Annotated in this window: 13 protein-coding genes; 5 read left to right on the top strand and 8 right to left on the bottom strand. The window is 56.3% G+C overall.

What is annotated here, in order from left to right; genetic code table 11:
• Nucleotides 1-64: 64 nt before the first annotated feature.
• A complete protein-coding gene (locus M2447_RS09925; protein ID WP_277558483.1) occupies nucleotides 65-1,123 on the top strand; it encodes a Panacea domain-containing protein in 1,059 nt (352 codons plus the stop codon).
• Nucleotides 1,124-1,937: 814 nt separating this feature from the next.
• Here the strand turns inward: M2447_RS09925 and M2447_RS09920 are convergent.
• Entirely contained in the window at nucleotides 1,938-2,630 is a 693-nt protein-coding gene (locus M2447_RS09920) for a metallophosphoesterase (RefSeq protein WP_277558482.1), read from the bottom strand.
• A 244-nt stretch (nucleotides 2,631-2,874) separates the two neighbouring features.
• Here M2447_RS09920 and M2447_RS09915 point away from each other — a divergent pair, with 244 nt between their 5' ends.
• The 4 genes from M2447_RS09915 to M2447_RS09900 all read left to right on the top strand — a co-directional run bounded on the left by M2447_RS09915 (nucleotide 2,875) and on the right by M2447_RS09900 (nucleotide 8,993).
• Nucleotides 2,875-5,847 carry a glycoside hydrolase family 2 TIM barrel-domain containing protein gene (locus tag M2447_RS09915; protein WP_277558481.1) on the top strand — a complete coding sequence of 991 codons (2,973 nt, stop codon included), beginning with the start codon at nucleotides 2,875-2,877 and terminating at the stop codon, nucleotides 5,845-5,847.
• A 105-nt stretch (nucleotides 5,848-5,952) separates the two neighbouring features.
• A complete protein-coding gene (locus M2447_RS09910) occupies nucleotides 5,953-6,252 on the top strand; it encodes a helix-turn-helix transcriptional regulator (RefSeq protein WP_277558480.1) in 300 nt (99 codons plus the stop codon).
• A 3-nt stretch (nucleotides 6,253-6,255) separates the two neighbouring features.
• Nucleotides 6,256-7,518 carry a type II toxin-antitoxin system HipA family toxin gene (locus tag M2447_RS09905; RefSeq protein ID WP_277558479.1) on the top strand — a complete coding sequence of 421 codons (1,263 nt, stop codon included), beginning with the start codon at nucleotides 6,256-6,258 and terminating at the stop codon, nucleotides 7,516-7,518.
• A gap of 644 nt (nucleotides 7,519-8,162) precedes the next feature.
• Nucleotides 8,163-8,993 (top strand): DUF6602 domain-containing protein, encoded by an 831-nt coding sequence (locus tag M2447_RS09900; RefSeq protein ID WP_277558478.1) that lies wholly within the window; start codon nucleotides 8,163-8,165, stop codon nucleotides 8,991-8,993.
• Nucleotides 8,994-9,131: 138 nt separating this feature from the next.
• Here the strand turns inward: M2447_RS09900 and M2447_RS09895 are convergent, their stop codons facing one another.
• The 7 genes from M2447_RS09895 to M2447_RS09865 form a co-directional block, all read right to left on the bottom strand.
• Entirely contained in the window at nucleotides 9,132-10,451 is a 1,320-nt protein-coding gene (locus M2447_RS09895; RefSeq protein ID WP_277558477.1) for a DUF2264 domain-containing protein, read from the bottom strand.
• A gap of 124 nt (nucleotides 10,452-10,575) precedes the next feature.
• Nucleotides 10,576-12,615 (bottom strand): glycoside hydrolase family 88 protein, encoded by a 2,040-nt coding sequence (locus M2447_RS09890; protein WP_277558476.1) that lies wholly within the window; start codon nucleotides 12,613-12,615, stop codon nucleotides 10,576-10,578.
• Nucleotides 12,616-12,965: 350 nt separating this feature from the next.
• Nucleotides 12,966-15,875, bottom strand: coding sequence for a glycoside hydrolase family 2 TIM barrel-domain containing protein (locus tag M2447_RS09885; RefSeq protein WP_277558475.1), 2,910 nt, complete (start codon nucleotides 15,873-15,875; stop codon nucleotides 12,966-12,968).
• A gap of 151 nt (nucleotides 15,876-16,026) precedes the next feature.
• On the bottom strand, nucleotides 16,027-17,082 hold the full coding sequence (locus M2447_RS09880) for an IS630 family transposase (RefSeq protein WP_277558474.1): 1,056 nt from the start codon (nucleotides 17,080-17,082) through the stop codon (nucleotides 16,027-16,029).
• Nucleotides 17,083-17,262: 180 nt separating this feature from the next.
• A complete protein-coding gene (locus M2447_RS09875) occupies nucleotides 17,263-21,012 on the bottom strand; it encodes a TonB-dependent receptor (protein ID WP_277558473.1) in 3,750 nt (1,249 codons plus the stop codon).
• Between the two features lie 419 nt (nucleotides 21,013-21,431).
• A complete protein-coding gene (locus M2447_RS09870) occupies nucleotides 21,432-22,070 on the bottom strand; it encodes a response regulator transcription factor (protein WP_277558472.1) in 639 nt (212 codons plus the stop codon).
• An 18-nt stretch (nucleotides 22,071-22,088) separates the two neighbouring features.
• Nucleotides 22,089-25,184 carry a sensor histidine kinase gene (locus tag M2447_RS09865; protein WP_277558470.1) on the bottom strand — a complete coding sequence of 1,032 codons (3,096 nt, stop codon included), beginning with the start codon at nucleotides 25,182-25,184 and terminating at the stop codon, nucleotides 22,089-22,091.
• Nucleotides 25,185-25,212: the final 28 nt, after the last annotated feature.

Raw genomic sequence — 25,212 nt, 5'->3', positions numbered from 1 at the left:
TGGATATTTACCGGGATTAGATGATTTCCGCGATACTGGAGCGCATATATAACAATTTTCAATAATGCCTAATATAATACCGAAGAGCACATTTCAGCAGACGGCATCCCGGGAGGCATACGCCACGCTCGGCTGCCTGTCCGAGCCTTTTCAATTCAAAGGCACCACCACCACGCAGGCGCTTAACTTTTTTGCAATCAAAGCCGGGGGTGTCATAAACAAAAACAGGGCTTTAATGCTTATATATTTTTCCGACCGGTATTATTTGCGCTATCGCTGGCGTCCCATCACCGGGGACACCTACTACGCCACGCGAATCGGGCCCATGGCGTGGAATGCAAAACAATTTGCCCAAAACGACATCATCCGGGAAGAGTTTCGTGCTTACAACAGCAGCTACATAGAGCCTGTGAACAAAACCTCGTATCGAACCGTAAGACCATTGGATACCGCTTCGCTTGCGGAATTGGAAATGAAGGCGTTCGAATGGACATGGGGCAATTTTCGGACGCTATCAACGCGTGAATTAACGGCATACGTCCGCCGTTATCCCGAATGGAAAGCGTGTGAGAAATACATTGCCGCGCCAAGGGCGCGCCTATTGATGAATTACTTCGAGTTTCTGGAGGATTCCGAGATTCCGAAAACGGAACTTTGTCATTTGCTGACCCCGAAGAATAAAGAACGCGCGCAAGCCAGCATCAAGGCGCACCAGGATATTTTGGCTATCTGGCCGGACACGCCATGGTTTATCCATGACGCGCACGCGCCCTTGACGCTGAGGAAGTCAAGAGGGAGCTGGATTCTGTCACGCAATGGCGTCACATGCTGTCGTGTCTCGGGAAAAAACGAAAGAGAAGCCATTGCTTACATCAAGTTCATCATGGAATATTACCTGCACATGGGCTCCAGCGGAAAAGACAAGCTGCACCTATCGCCAATTCGAAACGAGAACGGACGGCTGGATGTTAGAATAATGGAAAAATATACGGCATCAACGTGTCCGAATTTTCAAAACTACTTGGCAAACCGCCCCTATCCATTGAGCCCTCTCCTTGCAGCCCAGGCATTCAAAAGGCACTCGCCCCGTTCGAGGAAATCGTCAAGGCAATGCACACGCTGAGGCCAACGACAGATTTTGTAAAATGGCTGGGAACAAAGTGTGAAGATTTAAATAATAAAACTCCCAGAGATTATATTTTATCCGGAAAGATCCGGGAGTTGGCGGATGCGGTAAGACAAACCGTGCCCGGCGGGGCGCTGGTCGTTTGCGAACCGCGACAGACAACTTCGCGGGTTGAAAAAACTATGCGCCGGGAAAGGGCGCCGGCTGCTCATGCATGTTGATCGTATTCCTGCGCAGCATCTGGTGGACTGGATGAACCAAACGGCAAAGAAAGCCGCGGTTCCGAACTTCAATCTCGGGCGGAAATTGTCGCGGCGGCCGGGCCCTGCACCGGAGACATCATCCACCTTGCCAACATCGCGTTTGCAATTGCCGCTTAAAACATCATCCCGGCTGAAAGGTGGTCGCGAAAGCCCTCCGGGCCATTGCCCTCGATCAGTTTAACGCCTGTTATAAAACCGTCTGGAAACAGCTTTCCCTCATTCAGCAAACAGCCCTGAAAGTTATTGCCTCCGTGCGGTCCCCTTTTTGCCAGCGAAACCCTCGTGGATTACAAAATCAAGTCGCCCAGCTCAATGAACTCCACCGTGACCAGCTTGATTGCCAAGAAGATTTTTTCCCGCGACGGCAGGAAAGTTACCTTCGACAGTCCCTTTTTCAAATATTGGGTTTTGAGCATTTCCCAAGGATGGCAATTCGACAGAATTGGACGGCGAAATCATCGAATTATACAATTCTCGAGTTTCATTCTATTTAATCGTCCGCCGCAGAGCTTGCCGCGGGGCGATATGGCATCGGATGCAGACAATTATTACAGACCACGTTCATCCAACGCTCTTTCACCGCAGCCTCTCGTGGCGGAGTGCCAGCGAGCGATGCGGTTTTCGGTGTCTATGAAAATATGATTCGGCGTCAGCGCCAACCAGTCGCAACCGGGATTGAAGCTGTATGTGTTTCCGTCAAAAGCCACCCAGTCACGCGCCCTATGCACATGCCCGGAGAGGATATATTTTGGGCGTTTATCAACGATGCGTTGGGCGATGGCGAGGTCGCCCAAATCCACGTCATTCGCGTCGGTGCCCACGCGAGACTCCGCAGACGGAGCGTGCGCGACCACGAGACTCGCTTCGTCCGGCCAATCCGATTCGCCCCATTTTACGGCAGCAAAGCGTTCGCCGTGAAAATCCGCAACCTGCCCGTCAACGACGAGTTTTTCGCTTTTGCACAACTGCAGCCAGCCGCCCTCGGCCCAGGCGTCGGTCGGGACGAGCGGGTCGCCCCGCCAGACATCATGGTTGCCGGTGCACACGACCACCGGCTTCGGCAACGCCTGCAACCAGTCGCGGACAACACGCGCCTGCTGCGGCAACGGTGTCGCTTCGACCGGGAGCATGTTGAGCAGGTCGCCCGCGATCACGAGCACGTCATAGTCGTCGGACTGGCTCGCGACCCATTCATACCACTCCTTCCGAAAATGCAGGTCGGCTACGTGCAAGATGCGCATGGCGGGGATTTCAGCGAGTCCATGACGTGATCTCAACGACAAAGACGCAATCATGCAGCCATCATGAGACAGCGAAACCATGCAAAATGGGATTTATCCAGGCGTTTTTTCGCCAGCATTATATCCTCTAGAATTCACCAGATTTGGTGATGCAATCGGACCTGTGGGTTTGGCATACTGTTATGCTTAAAACCTAATTTTCGGAGCCCGTCGTCACACTCACCCTCACTAATAAATTTGCATCATGACACCTCGAATCCTTCCCCTCTCCTTGGGCCTCGTATTTTTGCTTGGCATCAACTTGCTCAATGCGCGCACCTCCTCCTCCTCTGCAAGCGGGCAACTTCCGCTCGACGGTCAGTGGCGGTTTGCACTGGCGCAAAATGCGGAGGAGGCCGATGCGAAGTTTGGCAAGTTTTACGAGGCTTCCTTCGACTCCTCCGCGTTCAAGCCCATCACCGTTCCGTCGAACTGGACGACGAACGACGAGTTCGAGTCACCGCATTACCGCCGGCCTACGTTTTCCGAGGGGTTTTATCTGCACAGTTTTGAGGCTCCCGCATCACTGAAGGGGAGGCGTGTGCTGCTGCATTTCGATGGCGTGTGGGTATCGGCCGAGGTCTGGCTCAATGGAAAGAATATCGGCCGGCATGACAGCGGGTTCACTTCATTCGCATTTGATGTTACAAAAAACATAAGGCCCGGGAAAAAGAACGAGATTGCCGTTCGTGTGCGTCAGCGTGTCCAGTCGCACCGCTTCGACACCAATGATGACTGGGCGCTGCCGGGTATTTATCGCAGCGTATGGATTGAGGACACGCCTCGCGAGCTGTATATCGAAAGTGTCGATGTGCGCACTGTGTTCGACTCCGAGTATCGCAACGCCGATGTCGAGGTGCGGGCTATGGTTTCCCGCAATGAAAAAGCCTACATCTTCGCCCCGTCGCCTCCGTTCGAACTCAAGGCCACCCTTTCGCGCGCCGGCAAAATTGTCGCCACGCACACCTACACCGCCGCCACGATCACAAGCGGTCATAACGGCCGCGATGTGCCGGTCACGCTGCGAGTCGATTCGCCCGCCGCGTGGACTGCCGAGACGCCCAACCTCTACGACTTGCGCGTCGATCTTTATTATCACGACAAACACGTCCACACATGGAGCGACCGCATCGGCATTCGCGACGTTTCGACCACCGGCGGCATTCTTCGCGTAAACGGACAGCCGGTGAAACTGCGCGGCGTCAATCGCCACGACGAATATCCCGATGTGGGGCGTGCCACACGCGCCGAGCACTGGCGGCAGGACTTGGAACTGATGAAAGCCGCGAACATAAACACGGTTCGTTGCGCGCACTATCCGCCAGCCGAGGGATTTTTGCGCCTTTGCGACGAAATGGGCATGTATGTTCTCAATGAAATACCGACCGGTTACGGTGGCGGCGAATTGAACAACCCCATCCTTGCCGAGGGCCTGTTTCTGCGCCTCCACGAAACCGTCGCGCGCGACCGCAACCGCCCGTCGGTTATTATTTGGGATTTCGGAAACGAAGACCCTTTCACGTCAATACACCTCGCCGGCCTGCGCATGCTCAAGGGGCTCGATCCCACGCGTCCCGTGCTCATGCCATTTCGCGCCGACACTCACCTGCCGCCTGAAATCGACATCCTTGCGCCGCATTACTGGAGCGCCGCCGACTACGACAAGCTCGCCGCCGACTCGCGCCGTCCCATCGTCACGACCGAATACTCGCACGCGCTCGGCCCCGGCGAGTTTGACTTTGGTGAGCTCGAGCAACGCTTCGACACACTCACCGCGCATCCCGCGGGAGCGGGCGGTTGCATCTGGATATGGGCCGACCAGGGCATTCGCCGCCCAGTCAACGGACGCGAAGTCCTGCACCCCATGCGCGACAAAAAACGCTACACGCCCTACGGCACCGAGCTCGTCGCGGAACGCATCATCGAAAACGGCGCCGCGATTATCGACGCACACGGCAACGACGGGGCCGACGGCATCGTCAACGCCGACCGCACCCCGCAACGCGACTACTGGGAAACAAAGGCGGTTTACGCCCCCGTGCGCGTGCTCACCGAGCGGATTGCCTTTAACGCAAACCAGCCCGTGCTCCGCATCCCCGTGCGTAACGATCACGATTTCCTCAATCTAAATACCGTCAAGATTGTCTGGACCCTTTATCGTGATGCCGACGTCATGGATAAAAACGAAGTCACCCTTGATGCGCCTCCGAGAGCCATCGCGCAACTCGAGGTCCCCACGGACAAGATCACTGATTTGGCACAGCACGTTTATTACGCCGACATCGCATTCATCCGCGCCGATGGCAGCGAAATGACAAGGAAAAGCGTTCGCATCGGCTGCGAAGCCACACCGCAACCCGCCGCGGACAACCCGACCAAGCCAAAAATCGAAAAACACGGCGACATTGTTTCCGTCGCGGTGGGCGCGACGCGCTATGAATTCAACTCCTCCACCGGCGAAATTGCCTCCATCGACATGGCCGGCAAACGCCTCACCGATGGCGCGACGCTTGTCGTCTGGCGGCCCGTGGATTATGGCGAACGCAATCCGCTCGACAAACGCGAACGTCAATACGACTGGGACACGTTTATGCGGAATATAGCGCCCAAGCTCATCAAGTGGAACATCGCCGAGTCTGCCAATGCAGTGAGCATCACAGCCAGGGCCGAATACCGCGCTGACGATCTCAACACCGCCGTTGCAACCTACACCTACACGATAACGAACACCGGCGTGCTGCGAGTCGCGCTCGAAGTGGAGCCCAGGCTCGACGCGCCGTTCATTCCCGAGTGCGGTCTTGAGTTTTCAATCGGCAAAAACCTCAGCCGCCTGACATGGCTCGGCCATGGCCCGCTCAATTCGATTGCCGGTAAAACGGCAGCCACACGCTTCGGTTGGTGGAGCTACGCGCCGACCGAAGCGCATGCGCAAGGAAACAAATGGAGCCCCGACTGGACGCGCCTCACGACGATTGACGGCGCCAGCCTTCACATCCGGGGAGCGCAAGCCACGCGACTCGGCGGCGATGCGGCAAAAGGATATACGATGCGAGTCCTCACGCACCAATCCGGCGGCTGGACAAAACTCTTCCCGCCAGAACGTCCCGAGTGGCATCTGGATTTGGAAAAGACCAAGGTGTTCAAGGGGATGTTCGAGATTGTTCCGGTGCGAGAATAAGCGGTCGCGTTAATAGTGAGTGTGGAACACATTTAATGTTTCATGTGTAAAACAAACGCGACCAAATTATTGACATCTGGCGCCATTTTGTTTCTTATGTGAAACATGAACCTCTCTGAAATAGGCGCGACAATTTGCAAGCAGCGCAAACTTCGCAAACTTTCCCAGCAGGATTTGGCCGGGGAACTGGGGATGAGCCGAAGCACTATTTCCCTGCTGGAAACCGGCGACATCACCGACTTGGGTGTGCGGAAATTGATGCGCATATGCGCGCAATTGAAGCTGGACTTGACCGTGGCCCCACTCGAATTGCCGGCGTGGGACGACTTGATGAAGCAGCGTTCGGCGGAACGCGCCGCCGCGCTGGCCGAGACTGATAAAATCCTGAACGGAAGGTTGGGCTGAGGCATGAATGTTTTTGCCAATTACGCACACGCTGGCGCGCTCGGACGAACGGGCGAAAACGTCCGGTTCAGCTACCAACGCGAAGCCGGCCCCGAACAAACAGTTTCGTTGACGATGCCGCTCAGCGAGACGCCTTACCTCGCGCCTCCCGGAGAAATCCACCCCATTTTTGACATGAACCTCCCCGAAGGCGCGCTGCACGAGGCAATCCGGAGGATGTTTCTGAAAGTGCTGCCGGAAATCGACAAACTCACGATGCTGCAAATTACGGGGCGTTCGCAAATCGGCAGGTTGCGCGTTGCGGGCTCCGTCGAGGAAATCAAGGCCGTGCCGGAGCGTCCGTTGCACGACCTGCTCGCCTCCGCGGGGACGGAGGACATGTTCGACGACTTGCTGGAAAACTATGCGCGTTACTCCGGCATCGCCGGCGCGCAGCCAAAGGTCCTCGCCCGCGACAACGGATCACTGGCCTCCACGGCGGGCTACTTCAGTCCGTCAACCGCGTCGCCGACCGCCTCCGCGGACAAAACGCCGGAGCGTGTCACAGCGACGGGGACGACGCATATCGTGAAAATGTTCGACTCCGCGCAATATCCCGCGCTGGCCACCAACGAATTTCTCTGCCTGCAAGCGGCGAAAAAAGCCGGCCTGCCCGTGCCCGCCGTGTGGCTCGCGGAAAACCGCCGGTGCCTCGTCGTCGAGCGTTTCGACACGAAGCCGGACGGCGGCTACCTCGCCTTCGAGGATTGCTGCGCGCTGGATCGCAGGACTTCCGTTGAAAAATACAACGGCACCTACGAGCAAACCGCCAAGCTCATCGCGCAAACCGTCGCCGGCGTCCCGATTGTTGGCGCGTTGCGGATATTTTTCGAATCCCTCGTTCTCTCATGCGCCGTGCGCAACGGCGACGCGCACAGGAAAAATTTCGGCGTTCTCTACGACACGCCGGGGCAAGTCTGGCTCGCGCCGATCTACGACATCATCACGACGACGCCCTACCTGCCCAACGACACCTGGGCGCTCCTGATGGACGGCAGCAAACGCTGGCCGAGCCGGAAGAAGCTGATGCGTTTTGGCGTCAACTCCTGCCTGCTCACCGCGCGGCAAGCGCGTGAAAGCATCGACAAAACCGTTGATGCCGTGCGCGCCACGCTGCCAGAACTGGACACGCACATGGCGGATGCGTCGAGTGGCGGCACGGAGCGCGAGTTTTTGGAAAAAATACGCCACGCTTGGAACACCGGGATTGCAAGCCTCGCCGTGTAGATTGAATTGAACCGCGAATGGCGGCCGCCACACGCGGAGCTACGCGCCGGCCGAAGCGCATGCGCAAGGCAACAAATGGATCCCTGACTGGACGCGCCTCACGACGGTTGGGGGCGCCAGTCTTCACATCCGGGGAGCGCAAGCCACGCGACTCGGCGGCGATGCGGCAAAAGGATATACGATGCGAGTCCTCACGCACCAATCCGGCGGCTGGACAAAGCTCTTCCCGCCTGAACGTCTCGAGTGGCATCTGGATTTGGAAAAGACCAAGGTGTTCAAGGGAACGTTCGAGGTTGTGCCGATGCGTGGGTGAGTTGCTGAAAATATTTTTAGTAAAAACCTCTCAGCAAGCAGCGGAGCATTAAATGAAACACCACGCAACAGACTTCGTTGCAGTTCTAAACAAAACGAGGCAACCTCAATGTATTACGCTGTAACGATTAATACCAACGTCAGACTATCCAGAGTAGGAAGAACTCTCCGAGTGAGTCGGCGTCGCTCTAGCTCGCCCCTTAGGGTTCGCCCCGCCAAAATTCAATAATTCAGGGACGTTGGTATAATAAAATAGTTGATCTTCGATTTGATATCACGTGATTAAAAAATAATTGCACAAAAAGGATGGTGGGCTAATTTCTTACGAAGATATGCTACCAAATCATTTTGAGAAAGTTGAGAAATCTATATTAGCTCACTCCGATGTTCAATCGACTACGGGGCACAACTTGCATAAAGGAACACCTCGTGAAATTTTCATACGGGAATTTTTGTCAGGACATTTGAGTGAACGTGTAGCTATTGGAACTGGAGAAATTATTGATGCAGACTCGAAATCAGGAGAACCACGTAACCAGATTGATATAGTTGTTTATAAACGAGACTATCCTAAGCTGGATTTCGGCGGCGGCATAAATGGGTTTCTGGCCGAATCGGTCATTGCGACAATAGAAGTGAAATCTGTGCTAAATCAAGCAGCATTAGATCAGAGTGCGTTGGTTGCCTCCAAATTGAAAAAACTTAAACGCAGCACCATGATGGGGACAATTTCCATCGGACAACCGCCGCCAAGCATACTTTCATATGTTGTGGCATATGATGGCCCATCGACTATGCAGACGGCCTATCGCTGGTTGGAGAATAGTCATTCAGGCCTAGGTATAGAGATGCCAATGTTACCACCACAACATCAGCAGCGGTTTTCTATTGCAAGTCCTTCCATTGACGCGATTTTTGTTTTGGGGCGAGGCTTTATACACTTTGATAACACCGCAATTAACTATATTAATGATATTATGCGAGAAGCATATTCATTTCAATGGTTAATGTCTGATGTCGGATATGGAAGTCTTCTCATGTTATTTCTTCTTATTAATCAGTCGGTCGTTTCATTTTCGTCTGCTTGCCTGAATCCAGACCCATATATTCAAAGCTTTAAACCAACAAAAGTATGCATCGGCCCAATTCCTAAAATCTCATGATTTTATGAGCAAAAAATAGGGCTAGCTGAGCTGATTTTTAGCGCCGACTTTTGCCCAAACACAGATCGTTGTGTCGTGCTATTATTGTGCGGATTTTTGGCCCGTTCGGACAATTTTTGAATATGGGACGGCCCCGTCTTATGCCTTCGCCATCCAACGGTCGCCGTGTTCGCCTCGGAGGGCAGAGTCGGCGTGGATGTTGGCTCCGCCCCAGGCGTTTTCCCAGGTGCCGGGCGCGTGCGGGGATGTCCAGAATGTGTCGGCCGGCGGCAGACCGAGTGGCAAAAGCGCCAGACTCGCCATGTAAAGACTGCCGGTGCTTATATACTTTTCGCCCATTCTGGGTTGGCGCCCGGAGAGGCCGATTTGCAACCAGCCGCTTTCGTCAAAAGTGCCGGGGGCTTCGAGCGTGCGGCGCATCACCGATGTGAGCGCGGTGCGGGCTTGGGCGGGGGCGTGTTTTCCTCGCAATTGTTTGCGCAGTGCCGCAAGCGCAAGCGCCTGAAATGCTCCGCCACGGTATATGATGGAGCGGCCAACCGCAGGATATGAGCCGTCCGGCGCGACAAAGCGTTCTTGCGTTTCCGCGTAGCGCGTGAGGCGGGCATTGGCCGAGTCGCGCAAGGTTTTCCATTCGGGAGCTTCATCGCCGACCACGTCGAGGATTTCCACGAGCATGGGATGAATCACGAAGGAATTATAATAATCCATGTGAAAGGATGCGCCGTCGCCATACCAACCGTCGCCGGCATACCATTCGCGAAAGAGGGTGAGCGCGCGAAAGAGGCGAGTCTCGTCGCGTTTTTCTCCGCGACGATGCAGGAACGTTTCAACCATCGCGGCAAAGAGCGCCCAGTTGTTGCGCACGCTGGCTCCGACCGAGCGCGATTGCTTTAAGGCGGCAATGACGTTGGTTTTTACCCGCGAATCGAGTTTTTCCCAAAGCTCACGCGGAGCCCGGAGCATGGCTTGCGCGAGAAATGCGGAATCGACAAGCGGCTGCCTCACTTTTGCCGCGCCGAAGTGCATGTAGTCGGGCGATTTCGGATCGGTGCCGGCGTCAATGGCCTCGCGGGCGAGCGCGGCAAAGCGCGCGCGTTCACGCCCCTCGGGCGTGTCGTCAGCGGGGAGTTCGATCCAGGGCGCGATGCCGTCGAGCAGACGCCCGAGCGCTTCGAGGTAAGTCACCTCGCGTTGCATGGTGCCCTTTGGCTCGACCGGCATGGTCGCCTTGAGTTGACGCTTGGAGAGCGCTTCAAGCACGGGCGTTGAAAGGCGTTTTGCAATGTCGCACCAATACGGACGAATCGCGGCGACATTGGTTTTGTCATACGCCCAATAGGGCGCGGGAGCAGCGGTTTTCGCCGGAGTTTCGGCGCGCAGGCCCGCGACCTTTGCAAGGCCGAGCGTGCCGCCCGCGAGCGCGAATGTTTTGATGAAGGTGCGACGTTGATTCATGATTATATTAAATTTGTTTTTAACCTCGGACTGAGCGGATTGATTCGGATGACAAACCGGGCGCCGCAAACGACGCCTTTACGATATTTATCTGCGCTTATCTGTATTCATCCGCGTTTGAAAACTATTTTTTATCCACAAGCTTATACATTTCTGAACCCGCCAGCAAAAAGGCACCCACGCCGTAGGGCTCGCTGTTGTCGTCACTATGGGCGGTGGGGCTGGAGCCGATTTGCTGAATGCCTGTGATTTTTCCGTCCGCCTGCTGGCACGACATGAGGGCGGCCCAGCCTTTCATCACAGGCGCCTCGTATGTGGTTGCGTCCAGCAACCCGTTGTTGATGCCCCATGCAAGGCCATAGACAAAGAAGCCCGTGCCGCTGGACTCCTTGTTCGGGTAGCTTTCGGGATCGAGAAGGCTGGCGCGCCAAAAACCATCCGCTTGCTGGCAGGTAACGACCTTTGCGGCGATCTCCTTGAACTGCCGCTCAAAACGCGGGCGCGCCGGGTGATCCTTTGGCAGGTAATTCATCACCCGCGCAAGGCCCGCAAGCACCCAGCCGTTGCCACGCGACCAGAATATTTTTTTACCGTTGGCCTCAAGCCGCGGCGGAAAGAACCGGCTGTCGCGATAGAAAAGGTGCTCTTCTTTGTCGTAGAGGAGTTCCGATGTGGCGCTCCACTCGGAGAGCATGAAATCGAGATAGCGCGCATCGCCGGTTGCCTTCCAGAGACCGATCCATGCGGGCGGGGCCATGAAGAGCGCATCGCACCATGACCAGCGGTCGCCGTTGCCGCGCCGCTTTTTGTCAAAATAGAGCGTGTCGCTGGTTTTCTGATTATTGAGAATATAATCAAACCGCTCGCGTGTGGGCGCGATTTTGTCCGGCCTCGTATTTTTTTCGCTCAGGTGGAGTTCAATGTATGCCTGGGCGACGCAGTGGTCGTCGGCATGATACACACGCTTTCCGAGTTTCCATTTATTGGTTTCGCCAATCTTGATCATGGCCTCGCGGAAGCGCGGGCTTTTTGAGGTGTCGGCTGTTGCCATGAGACCCGCATAAAACGCGCCCATTACCCAACCCGTGGGTTTATGGATAGGGTTGACCTCGGTTGCGAGCTGCCAGTCGGCGGATTTTTCCATCGCGGCGAGGATGTCCGCTTGACGGAGGGACGAGCGCCGTGTCGTCCGGTTTGATTTTGGCACGGGGGTGTTTGTGCCGAGCTTGTTTATCACGTAATCCTCAATGCGCTCGTGTTTCACATCGGTGGCGCAGGGATGGACAAGCTCGCATTCGACGCCGAGGGGATCGAGTTTTTCCTTCAACTTCACGCCGAAGTTTGAGGTGTGCGTCGGGTCGCGCGGGGATTTTCCGAGGGCGGGCGGATCCGTATAGAATAGATAAACGGACGGGTCGTCGGCGGTGGCGAGTGCGTAGGGGGAATACGCTTTTATCCAAGGCAGCAGTTCTTCACGGTGAGCGAGAAATTCGGCGAAACGGGTGTCGCGTGTTTTCAGGTCGTTCGGGTCCATGAAGCCGAAGGCGTGTCCGCCGTAGCGGCTGTTGGGTGTCCATTCTATCATTTGTTGTGGATCGAGCGTCGTCTGCGCGATGTTCACGGCGGCACACCAGAGACGCGTGGATTCGCGGGCGACGGGATCGGCGGCTTTCGGGTCTGCCATGTCATCATGAAAGGCGAGCCAGAGGCTTGAACATGCGCCGGCGGATTTGCCCGAGGCGGCGACGCGGGTTTTGTCGAGGTTCCACTCGGCGGCTTTTGAGCGGACGAATTGCACGGCGCGGGCGGCGTCGCGCAAAGGCCACGAAACGGGCGGTTTCACACCGGCGAGTTGCGCCTGCCAGGTAAAGCGGTAGTTTATCGAAACGACGGAGATGCCGGCATCGAGATATTTTTGCACGTAAGGCACTTCCTTTTTGTCACCGCGCACCCAGCCGCCGCCGTGGATGTAGATAAGCACGGGAGTGGGTTTGTCGGAGGGCGCCCGCCAGAAATCGAGCACATGCCGCTCATGTTCGCCGTAGGCAATTTTACTAACAGTTGCGGGCGGATTTTTGGGCGGTTTGGGCTTGGTTGTTTGCGCGCGCAGCGTCACGCCGAAAGCCATGGCAAAAGCGAGGGATAGAAGCAGAGGTGTTTTCATCGAAAGAGGTTTTTGCGTAGCAAGGGTCGGGATTGATTGCTGTGCCGATAATAGCAAAACTGACTGTGTCTTCGCATCACCAAATGTGGTGATTCTATCCTAACCAGTGCTGGTGGCACGGTTGTGCGTGAAATGGAAGGGCGGCCTTCGAGTCGTCCGGTTTGGAAAACGCTCAGAATGGGGAGGCCTCGTGGGGAAGCCCTCCATTGCGGAAAAATAAGCACTTATATCTTTTATCGCTTGAGTTATGCTGAACTCGTTTCGACCGGCAGCGAGGCCACCGGCCACCGGTTTCTTGTCCTTAACTTTGGCGGCGAATGGCACGCTGTTTAACAGGAGCGTTTGTGCATTTAATCGTTTCCCTTGAGTTCGATTTTCAGGGAGCCGACGAGTGGTTTGCCGGCACCGGTTGCCAGTTGGGGAAAGTCATCGTCCGCCTTGCGGCCTTTTTCGGGACGGGCGGCCACACCGGACAAAATGCGCACCGTGTCCGGTGCGGATGTGTCGTGCTCAAAATATCCAACATTCGAAATACGAAAGCCACCCATGGCGCCGGTTCGTTCAAGCCAGCGCATGGCTTTTGTGCCGGCCACATCCGCGCTTCCCGCCGCGCCGCCCCATACTCCGAGGATCGGCGCGGAGCGTTTGTTGGGATACGCGTTGTCGGGACCGAGTCCCAGCCAGCGGATGGCTCCGAGTTCCGGAGCGGATTGCACAACCATGCCAACAATGGGAACGCAGGGCACCGTGACTTCGGGCAGAATTTCGTAGCGAACTTCGAGGCCGCCGTCGGCCCCGATTTCGTAGTCGTAGGTCGTGGCGAAGCGGTTTTTCTCGTCGATGGAGTAATCCACTTTTGCGTGAATCGCGACGCGTCCGTTTTCTTCCGTGACGTCCCATGTCGTCGCGGAGGCCGTGTAACGGTTGAGATCGCTCGCCTCGCGAGCGGCGCGCCGTCCGACAACGCTGACTTCGCTGTCGTCGAGTTTTCGCCAGATGACCGGGCGCAAATCGGTGATGAGCGTTTTGTCGTGCAACGCGGCGGAAACGAGGCGCCCGATTTTCGGGTCGAAAACGTAACGCGCTCCGCCAGCGGTGACGGTGACGCTTTCCCCCTGCGAGACTGTCAGTTTTAACGGCGTGGAAATGCGTGGCGAGGGTTTCGCGAGGGGGACGAGCTCGACAGCCTTGCGTGTGATTTCGGCACCGTCGGCGCCAGTGAAAATGAACCATGCGTAGTAGGTTTTCCCCGCGTGAATTGTTTTCAGTTTTTCCAAGGGCAGCTTGAACGCGGAAACGGAGTGCGGCTGGCCGCTGATCGAGCCGGAGCCGCAGGCGAGTTCGTTTTCATCCTCGCGGATCGACCACGCGATTTTCACGGTATCGAGATCGGTGAAGTCATAGTCGTTTTGAATGGGAATGCGCGCGGAGGCTTCGCCGGGGGTGAAGGTGATTTTATCCATCGCGGGATAAACCTGCGCATAAACGGCTTTGGTTTCCAAGTAGTCGCGCGTCGAGTTGCGGTAGGCGTCGACGATGCCGTCCCAGCCGGCTGAGTCGAGGCGCATGTATTCGTCGCCGTCGCTGCGGTCGCCGGACTTTCCCTTGGGTTTTTGCACCGGGGTTTTGATTCCCTGATCGGCCCAGAGCCAGATCGCGCCGCCCGCGCCGGCGGGGTGTTTTGTCAATTCTCTCCAGCGCGCCTCGAGGCCGCCGAACCCGTCGGTGCCGTAGGCGTGCGTGTATTCCGTGGTGATGATCGGCCGGTTGGCGCGGCCGGCGAGACGGTCGTATTCCCGCGGGTGCCAGTAGTGCGGAGCGAGCATGTCGATTTCCGGCGGAAGCCACTCCTCCCAACGCCATGGCAGCAGGACGGGGCGCGTGGGATCGAGCGCCTTGACGAGTTTCACCGAGGCCATGTGGATCGAGGTCAGCGGGTCCTCGTTGCCGACCGACCAATAGACGATCGACGGGCTGTTGATGTCGCGAACGACGGTTTCGTGTGCGCGTTGCAGCGCGGCGGCGGAAAACGACGGATCATACATGAGGTCGCCGGCGCCGCCGATCGAGACCTCGTTGCCGACATACATTCCCAATTCGTCGCACAACTCGATGAAGCCTCGCGTGGGCGTGTAGTGCGCGAGGCGGATGAAGTTGATATTCGCCACCTTCATGAGCGTGATGTCTTGCAGCCAGTGCTTGCGCGTTGTCGCGCGTCCGACATCGGGGTGCTCGTCGTGACGATTCACGCCGCGAAGCTTCACGGCCTGTCCGTTGATTCGGAAAACACCGCCATCGGTTGAAATTTGCCGGAAACCGACGCGTTCGGTGCGCGTGTGCGTGATCTCGCCCTTTTCCAACAGATCGACGCGCAGGTTGTAGAGATAAGGCGTCTCGGCATTCCAGTGGCGCGGGGATTGCGCGCGCAGGGTCAGGCGCAGCTCGCGATCCGTCGCCGTGTGCGCGGGGACGGTCAGTTGCTGCCGCGCGATCTCGATGCCTTCGTTCGTGGAAAGCGTGACGCGCAAATCGTAAGATTCGCCGGGACTCGGATAATTGCCCGGCAGTGTGTTTTTGTGCCGGTCGCCCACCATTGCGCGCACGCGCAGGTCGGCGTCGCGAAACAGATCGTCGAACACGGTTTGAACGACCACGCTGTCGATCCAGCGTTTTTGCGGCATCGCCTCGAGCGAGACGTCGCGGTAAATGCCGCCGAGCGTCCAGTCGTCGTAAACGTCGAACTTGTATTCACGCGTTATCTGGCGCACTCGAACGGCGAGGCGGTTGCTTTCGCCCGCCTTGAACTTGCCGGTGATGTCGAAGGAAAAACTGGTGTAACCGCTGTCGTGTCGTCCGAGGCGGACTCCATTGAGCCAGACTTCAGCGGAAGACCAGACGCCGCCGAAATGCAGCAGCACGCGCTTGTCATTCCAATTCTTCGGTGGAGTGAAATCGTGCAGATAGAACCCTTCGCCCGCCTTATCGTCCTTGAAGCCGCGGTAGACCGGTTCCTCGTAGCCGAGCACGGACCAGTTCGAGGGAACGGGGGAGGGGGTGAAGTTTTCGCCGTTGAAACCCGGCTTGTGAAAATCGGCCAGCGCATCCGCCTCCGCGCCGGTCGCGGCCAGCGCGAATTGCCATGTGCCGTTAAGCGAGAATGTGGTGTCGGGGATGACGGTGGAAGCGGATGTTTGCGCGCGCGCCATGGTGGCGCCGAAAATCATAACGAGGGAGAGGAACAAGTGCAGGGGAGTTTTCATCGGGAGATGTGTTGTATCACGGGTATCGGAGCGGCTTTGGCAGATTTCCATGATAACAAGAACAGCAGTTTTTTCGCATCACCAAATGTGGTGATTTTTGGACATAATCACTTCCAATAAACTTATACCAACACCCACTAGCAATTACACTTTAGGCCGTCGCGCCATCGTTTGTTTTTTCAAGCAGCCAGTCGTGGATGAGTCCGCGCACCGCTGATGGCTCGCTCCAGCGTCGCGCCACCGCCTCTATGTGTTTTTCGAGCTTTTCAAGGCTTTCATACAGCCGGTTGCATACCCCCGCCTTTATCATCGAGCCAAAGCACTCCACCGGGTTGAGTTCGGGACTATACGGCGGCAATGGCAGCAGCTTCACATTTGCGGGCACGCGCGGATCCCCAGCCCCAAGATGAAAACCGGCCTGATCCTCGATGACTATGTGCAGCGCCTCCGGATCCGACTCGGCAATCTGCCTGAGCAATAGCGCGTGGATGTCCTGATCTATTGCCGGTGTGAACAAAAGCTCGCACCTGTTCTGGGCGTCCACTTCAAGCGCCTCGTGCAGATAACCCCATTTGTAGCGCGTCGCATAGGGCGCGGTTACCCGCACGCCTCTCAACCCCCATGTGCTGCGTATCACCGGCAGCAGCCCGTAACGATGTTCGTCGAGCACCCACAGCCTCACAGGCCTGCCACCGGCTTGTTCGCTTAATGCCGCAAGCCGTCCTGGCAGCTCCTCCTTGAACTCGCTCGCCTTGGCCGCGTCCTTTTTGGCGTGCGACTTCCTCGGCTTCTTGAGCCTGCCTCCGAATCGTCGCAGCACCTTGCGCACTGCGCTCAGGCTCAGCGTCTTGCGCGTGCGTTTTTTAATCCACGCCTGCGCGTCGCTGGCCTGGCGAAACCGTCCGGTTTTAAGTTTTTCGACAAACTCCCCGGCGAGCATGCCATGCACCGCCGGCGTGCGCGCCCCCTTCCAGTCGCGCCTGAGCAACTCCTCAATTCCGCCTTTCATAATCTTGTCCCGGTAGTTGAACACGGTTTTGCGACTCACATCCGCAATTTTTGCGATTTGGCCGGCGCTGAGCTGGTGCCGCGCTATGAGCCGGGCAACCAGCAACCTTTGTCTGGCCCACTCAGGCTGCGGCTTTGCCCAGGCCTGTTCTATCTGTTTTGCGTTTTCAATTCCCACCGGCGGCAGTTTTCGGCTCATGCGTCCACTCTATCGGCGCTTTCCCTCTTGTAAAGTGTAAAAGCTAGTGGCTGCTGGTATTAACCACCAATTTCTAAATTGCATGGCTGTTGGACATGTTCCCGAGAGTAATAAACACGACTGGAACGCAAAAGGGCCGCTATTTTAAGCGGCCCTTTTGCGCTCCATTGGCAACGACCACTAGAAATCAAATGTCGTGCTGAGGATGAACTTGCGGGAGTCGACGATGCGGTAGGCGTATGGGGAGCCGTCCCAGTTTACACCGATGGTGCGCAGGCCGCCGTCTTCGAAGACATCATATACATTAAGTTGAATTTTCATGCTAACTTTTCCACCGAGAATTTTGGTTCTATAGGCAACCCAAAGATCGGTGTAATAGTTTTCTTTGTCGTAAATGGGCTGGTTGACGTCGCTCATCGTTATGATTCCGGGACGATCCGGGTCGCCCTCCTTGCCGTAGTAGCCGATGGCGGCCTTGGACTCGTATCGAAGACTGCCGCCAATCGAAAATCCTTTCAGCGAGCCCTTGTCGAAATTGTAGTTTGTGGTGAGAGCCGCTTGATACCGACGGAGGCTGGGTGATGGAAGGCCTTGCAGCGCCTTTGCCATGGCAATTTGTCCCTCGACGGTTGTTGTATAATATTCCTTGAGGGTTTTGTCACCGGAGTTGTTCAGCTTTATTTCGCTCTTATAGCCAAACGAGTTCCAAAAATCACCAATGTAATAATCTGATCCGGATGGATTATTCGTGACGGTTTCACCGTTGTAACCAAACACCGCATAGGCTTCTGCGGGCAAGCCGGAGGGAATCGTGGCCGATTTCCAGTATGGGAGGCGTTTGGCAAGCCAGGAGTCTCCTTCGGGCGCAACGTCATTATACATGGCCTTGGTTCTGGAACCGGTGAATTTGATAGTCCAGTTGGAGCGTGGATTATAGATAACGGTGAGTTCCGTGCCCCTGGAGCGGTTGGTTTGGGTGGCGGCATAATCAATGCCATCGTAATATTTGGCGGGCAGTCCGATCATTTTCCAGACACGATCCAGCTGCGCATCGGTGAGCGCGGGCTGCGTGACATTTGAGTAGCCCAGCTCCCAAGGGTAAAGCTCGCCGGGTTGCGTATCCTGGATGCGAACAATCATTGTTGCCCACGGCACCATGAAATTATCATCGATCGCACGCATTCTGCCGAGGTATGACGATGCCGAATTGGTTCGTTCATTGTAGCTGACAGTTTCATACCAGTTGACGCGTGCGTAGAGCTTGTTTTGAAAGAGATTAAAGCTGACGCCCCAGTCCTTGCCCTCACCTTCGGGTTTTGGCAATGCGCGGCGATACATGTCGGTCTTGGCATCCGGGGGCGGATTAAAATTGTCCGATTTGTTGTAATGAAATGATATGTTGTTCAAGAACTCGGCGGCGACATTGCCTCGTTCGGCAGCGATGCTTATTTTACTCCAGACATCTTTGAAGGGGCGGACGACAACGCCCGTCGTGGTGGTTTCCGCATTAAGCTTGTCCCACTGCTGATTCCATCGATTCATAATCAAGTCTTCGTTGGCGTAGCCGTTGGGATACAGGAGTCCCTTGTTGCTGCTGATCGCGGGTTCGAGCATGTTTCCATCTTGATCGCTTATGATTCCTGTGGTTGTGGAGCGGGCCTTGTATTTGTCGCGACGCCAGCCGACTGTCACTGCAATGCGATCATCGAGAAGATTGGCCTGCATGCCCAGATTCCATGATTCGATTTCGCGGAATTTCTGACCGCTGCTATCATGCATCATGACGGTCTCCAATCCGACGGTGTCGGCTTCAAATTGTCCGGTTGCCCAGTTGTAGGTCATGATGTCGGCGCTCGATGTGCCGGGATTGCCGAAACTGCCTGTTCCTTGAGTGACTTTGCCGTAAGGATCACCCGGATTTGCGAGATAGAAGGAGCGTCTGATGGTGGTGTCGGCATAGCGCCAGCCTTTGGCGTTGGCCTTGTTTGGAAGATAGCGGAGATTGCCATCGTAGTTATCTGCGGAAGTGAGTGTGCCCCGGTGGCGCTTCATGCTTGTGGTGACGCGTTCCTTGGCCCACATGCCGAGAAAACGGTATTTGCCGAGCCATTTGGTCCAGCCTTTGTTTTGGGTAAAGTCAGGCGTGAACGAGAGCATCGCACGATAATTATCACGCAGCTCGGAGCCGGTGAATGTGTCGGGCGCCGAATCTTCCACATAGGGCAAGCCGAAGTAAGGATTCAGCTCTCCATTTGGGAGCCGGTAGTTGGTATCAATAAACAATATGGCTCCAGATTGTTGTGAGATGGTGTAACTGTCTTTATAATCGAGATCCTGCCGCAGCCACCCGGCACTGAAAAACAGGTCGCGGAGAATCTGCTGCTCAAACTCGACGTTGTAAGTGGCGCCCTTAACAGTGCCGTGATTGGCTTGGATGGTGTTTACATGCTCCCAGTCATATATGTCTTTGTTGGTAACGCCGGGGGCGTAATAACTGCTATATTGGGTTGGTGCGGTTGGCAGGGACGACGCCGTCCAACGGCGTTCATACATGGCCTGCATGGCCGGATCGGCAGTTATAGTCGCTTGTGTTGGATATGCGGTGGAGGGATATTGGACGTTGTTTGACGAAACAGTGGAAGGCTGCCTGGCCCAATAATCCACGAGGGAGCCGTTGGCGACACGCATGAGGGGGCGGCTAAGTCCGCTTTGAAATACAATGCCGGGAATATGCCAGTAGGAATTGACAGAATTGAGCGCATCGCCGCCATTCGCGAACATATTGACGTTAGGGCGACCGTCGGCGGCATATTTGGCGGTCCAGTAAGCGGGTGTTTGGTTGATGGAGGCAACATAGTTGGCCGATGTGGTGCTGGAAACAAATGGGCCGACAACTTCGCCTGTCGCCAGTTTTGTGATAGTTCCGCTGACGGGATCATAGGCCGGCATGCCGGAGTCCAGCCATGTTGTAACGCCGTCGCGGGGTGTCACAGTGTTGGGTCTGCGGTTGGCATTATTATAATTTTCAACATTTGCCTTAATGAGAGTCGTTTTGAATGGCTTGAACGAAATGGCTCCGTATTGCCGTCTCGTAATATCATAGGAGGGTTTTCGCTCGAATTGTTTGTCGTCGTAGAGTGCGGCGACATAAAAACCGAGGGTGTTTTTGACCAAGGGCACGTTTGCACTGAGTGTAACGCGCGTGGATGAGTTGCTATCAACTTGAAACTGAACTTTGAACCGTTGTTTTCGTAGATCGACGTCGGTTGTCGATTGATTGACTATGCCGGAGGGGCTTCCACTGCCGAACAGCAGCGAATTGGGGCCGCGGGAGATTTCGATGGATTGCGTATTATACGAATCGAGCGGCATGCGGGAGGAAACGGAATAGAAATTGCGAGAGGCGTCTGGCGCGCTTAACCCGCGAATGCGGTTGGCGGTTGCCGCCGTCTGCGTGCCTCCTCCGCCGCCGGGTGCATAACCTGCGCCCACGTCCGAGACACCCCCATTTTTGTCGATGGTATAGGATGTGAAGGTGTGCGTGCCCTCAGTGCCGGCTTCATACCTGAAAATATCGTTTATATCCATGGATGCCGTGTCTTCGAGCTGCTGCTTGGTTACCACGGAAATCGAAGAGGCAAGGTCGGCGATGTTGGTTTTCATGCGACTGCCAGCGAGCGTGTTTTCGGCATAATAACCTTTGTCACGCGTCGCATCCACCTGGAAGGGTGACATCATTATAACATCTTCTGAATTTGATGATGGCGCAATGCTTTGAGTAATAACAGGAATGCCGGCATCGGAAGGTGATGCTGTTGCTGCATCCTGCTTGAGAGCCTGCGCCATAACAAACGAGGTTAATGCAGGCAGGCTACTGACTGACATCGCGATGAGGCGCATTAATATATTACGTTTTGGTGTGTAGTTCATATGCGTAGGTATGGGTGAATGTCATAGCCACAGTTTATGTGTGGTGGTGAGGCGCGCACATCCGGCTCTTTTCAACAAACGGGAGTTTTCGTTGCTGAAAAACAGTCAGTGTTTATCGCTGATGGCAACAAGGGGCACGAAATGATAATAGAGGCAGGCTTAGTATGGGGATTTATGGGACAGGGTTTGCTATGCTTGCCCGATAATAACAAAAACAATGGACACTATGCGTCACCAAAAATGGTGATTTTTATTCACTAATTTTGGTGGTTTTTGAAAAATTGACGAGAACTCGCAGTAAGCAATATTATTGCCTGCGCCGGCCCACCCCATTGGAGTTTTTTCGGCTTAAATTCCCGCCAGTAGGTGTGTTTGGATGGGGCGAATCAAACGGCCGCAGTTCGCCCCTTCGTGGTGTGTTATTTTTTGTCCAAATACTTCAATATTGCCTCTGCACGGGAGTGGACATGGAGCTTTTCGTAGATTCTCCGCAGATGCGTATTCACCGTGTCCACGCTGATGGAGCGCTGACTGGCGATTTCCTTGGTCGGATGGCCTTTGGCGAGCAGTTGCAGTATGTCCAATTCGCGCGGAGTCAGGCTCGCCATTGCCGGATTGCTTTGCGTGGAGGCTTCCTTCCTCTGGAATGACTGGATGACTTTGCGCGCGATGGCGGCGGTCATCGGCACCTCGCCTTTCATCATGTTGCGGATTGATGAAACTATCGTGCTCGAGCTGGAGCGCTTCAACAGGTAGCCGCTGGCGCCGGCCTCGAGCGCCTGGTAAATATCCTCTGTGTTTTCGTAGATCGTGAAGATCATCACCTCGGTTTTTGGGAGGATGCGTTTGATTTGCGCGGTGGCTTGAATACCGGAGCCGTCGGGCAGGTTGATGTCCATAATGACGACGTCGGGCGCAAGCGCGGGGATGCGCTCAAGGGCGCTGTGCATGTTGCGGCAACAGCAGGAGAGTTTGAAATCGGGTGTTTCCTCGATGAGTTTTGAAATTTCGTCCGCGATGTCGGCGTCGTCTTCAACAATGGCGATGGAGATGGGCATGGCTGGGAGTATTGGCGGTTAGGGGGTGTTGGTCAAATGGGTTGGCGGCTTGTATTCGAGCGGGACATCGACCGCGATTTGCGTGCCGTGCCCGGGATGGCTGGTGATTTTGATGGAGCCGTCGATTTCAGCCATGCGCGCGCGCATGTTGGCGAGGCCGTTGCCGTCGGTGTTCGCGGCGTTCGTGTCGAAACCGCATCCGTTGTCGGCGATTTCCATGAGGAAGCGTCCATTGTGCGTCGCGAGATGGATCGTGACACGGTCGGCTTTGGAGTGCTTGAGCATGTTGTTGAGCGCCTCCTTGGTGAGGGCGAGAAGATGATGCTGAATTTCGGGCGTCAGAGGGAGGTCTGGAATCAAATCGACGCCTTCGACGGTGCAGATGATTCCTGTGTCAGCGAGATGGCGTTGCGCGTAGTGGGCTATGTAGGTGGCGAGTTGATGCCAGCGATCGTTTTGTGGATTAACGGTCCAGATGATGCGGTGCAGATCCTCGGAGAACTGCCGCGAGTGCGTTATGATGCGCCCGAGCGATTCTTCGCGGGACAACTCCGGATGGTTTCGCTGGAGACGGTCGGCGGCGAAGCCGATTTTGGTGATGTGGCTGCCGAGGTCGTCGTGCAGATCGCGCGCGATGCGGGATCGTTCGCGTTCGAGAGCGTGCTCGTGTTCGAGGCGGCGGAGGCGTTGCTTGAGGATGCGGTTGGAAACGCGGCGCGCGCACAGCGCGACGATGGCGGCAAATGCGAGCACCGCCAGCAGTCGCGCCCACCATGTTTGCCACCATGCGGCGGCAACGATGATGTTGAGCGACGCCTCCGATTGCCTTGCCATGCCGCCGCCCGCGGTGCCGGCTTGCACTCGAAACACGTAGCGTCCGGGTGGAAGACGGGGATAGATGGCGATGTTTTCGTTGCTGGTGTCGATCCAGTCCATGTCGAATCCCTCAAGCATGCGGCGCACGCGCGTGCGCTCCGGCGTGGAAAAATTGAGCGCCGTGAAATGCAGCTCCATCGGCGCGGCGCCGGATGGCACGCGCATCGTGTTTTCCGGCGGCGTGATTTGCAGCGGCCCGCAGTTTGTGGAGATGCCGTCGATGAGGACGCGCAAGGGCTGGCGCGCATCGGTTGGTTTCGGAGGGTCAAAGCCGATCACGCCGCGATAGGTGACAAACCAGACGCGATTGTCGCGCCCTTTCCATGCCATTGGCTGTCCTCCCGACATGCCGGAAATGCCTGTGAGATTTTCATCTCGGCCGAGCAGGGTTGCCGGAATTTTTTCGCCCGGCGAGTCAACGGCGGCGAGGAGTTGGTCGAGCGAAACATAAAAGATGCCTCCCCGGCTGCTGATCCAAAGGCGGCCGTGTCCGTCCTCCAAAATTTGGTTGATAATATCGTCCGGAAGGCCGTCCGCCGTGGTGAAGAAGCGCGATTGCTCGCCGCGCCAGAGCAACAGTCCGTGTGTTGTGCCGAGCCAAATGCGTTCGTGACTGTCCACGAACAGCGTCATGAGGCGGATCGAGCGTGTGTCGTCGAAATTGGTTTCCTCGACAAACTTGCCGCTGTTTTTGTCGAGCCTGAGCAGGTTGCCTTGCTCAAGGCAGACCCAGATTTCCCCGTCCCGCCGCTCGGCAATGCCCGCGACGCGAACGCCGGGATAACCCTCGGCGTGCTTGAACGTGTGCAACCTGCCGTCGCGCAGAAAGCCGAGGTGCGTGTAGTCCCAACTGATCCAGAGGTCGCCGTTGGACGCGCAAAAAAGCGTCTGCACATTGCGCATCGGCACTTCGTAGCGTTGCAAAATCCACTTTTGCGCCCCGCCTCCCTGGGTGTTGTCGTTGAGCTGGCCCTTGCTCGTTGTCCAAAGAAGCCCGCCGGTTGTGCTTGCCCATACGCGGCCGTTTCGGTCCGCGCAAACGATGCTTATGTAAACGCTTTTTCCATTGGGAAGCGTGGCCACGCTGACATTGCCGTCTTTCACGCGCACGAGGCCTCCGTTTTGGTTTGCGCACCAGAGCGCGCCCTCCTCGTCCTCGCAGACCGAGTAGCTCATGTCCGTCGGCATGCCCGCGGCGGTGTTTAGCAGCGCATAGTTCCGCGGCGTGGCGCGCACCAAGCCGCCGCCGTAAACGCCCACCCACATGTTTCCGTCAATGTCGTCCGTGATCGCCAGTATGCGTTCGTAGCGCAAGGGAACGCGTTCGAGCGTGCCGTTGACGAGGCGAAATACCGCGTCGCGTCGCGTGGCTATCCATACGGTGCCGTCGACTGTTTCGAAGATGTCGCGTATACCAAGACTCCCCGCATCCTTCCATGCGTCGCCGGACATGACTTCGCTCCATATTCCGTTTTCGAACCGGGCCAGGTGCTCGCGCGCGCCAATCCATAATCCCCCCGAGCGGGCCGGCGCTATTATGATTTCGTGCCCCGCCTCGCCTTCATAGCGATGCAGCCCGGCATCATCGTGCCAGCCGAAAAAATCCGCGCCGCTTATCCACATGCGGTTGTTCTGGCGGTCATGCACAAAGCAGAAATGCGCGCCCCTTCCCGTTATTCCGTCGTCAGCCCCGAATGTTTTCATGCCCCTGCCGTCCCAGCGCACGATTGACGATATTGTTGTGCCGACGCCAATCCACAGGGTGCCGTCCGGTTCCACGGCGATGTCGCGCGGACGCAACCCCTCCAGCAGCGCGTTTGCCGGATGCAGCTCAAACGCGCCGTCGCGCAAGCGCACGAGTTTGTTGCCTCCCGTGATGATTAGCAGCGTGTGCTCGTCCTCCATCGCCAGGCCGCGAATATTGTAGCCGCCGTCCATATACTCGTCGGGCATGTTGAACTTGACGAACTCCCTCCCGTCAAAGCGCGCGAGACCGCCAAGCGTGCCCACCCAAAGAAAACCGCGCGGATCGCGCAGCAGGTTGCTGACGACATTGTGCGGCAGGCCGTCCTCGACAAACCACTCGCGAAATACGAAGTCCTCGTCGCGCAACGGGGAGGTTTTCGCCGCGGCCTCCGCGATCCCAATCAATAATGCCGCAAGTAACAACACGGGCGGGGCGATGCGCCGGGCCGCCGCGCGCAGGATACATGGAGCATGAGAGGCGAGGGGAAGCATGTCTGGCATTATCTCATTTGTGACGTCG

Origin of the sequence: Ereboglobus sp. PH5-10, from assembly GCF_029504735.1 — a bacterium.
Taxonomy (GTDB): Bacteria; Verrucomicrobiota; Verrucomicrobiia; order Opitutales; family Opitutaceae; genus Ereboglobus.
This window is presented reverse-complemented; position numbering and strand designations above follow the sequence as displayed.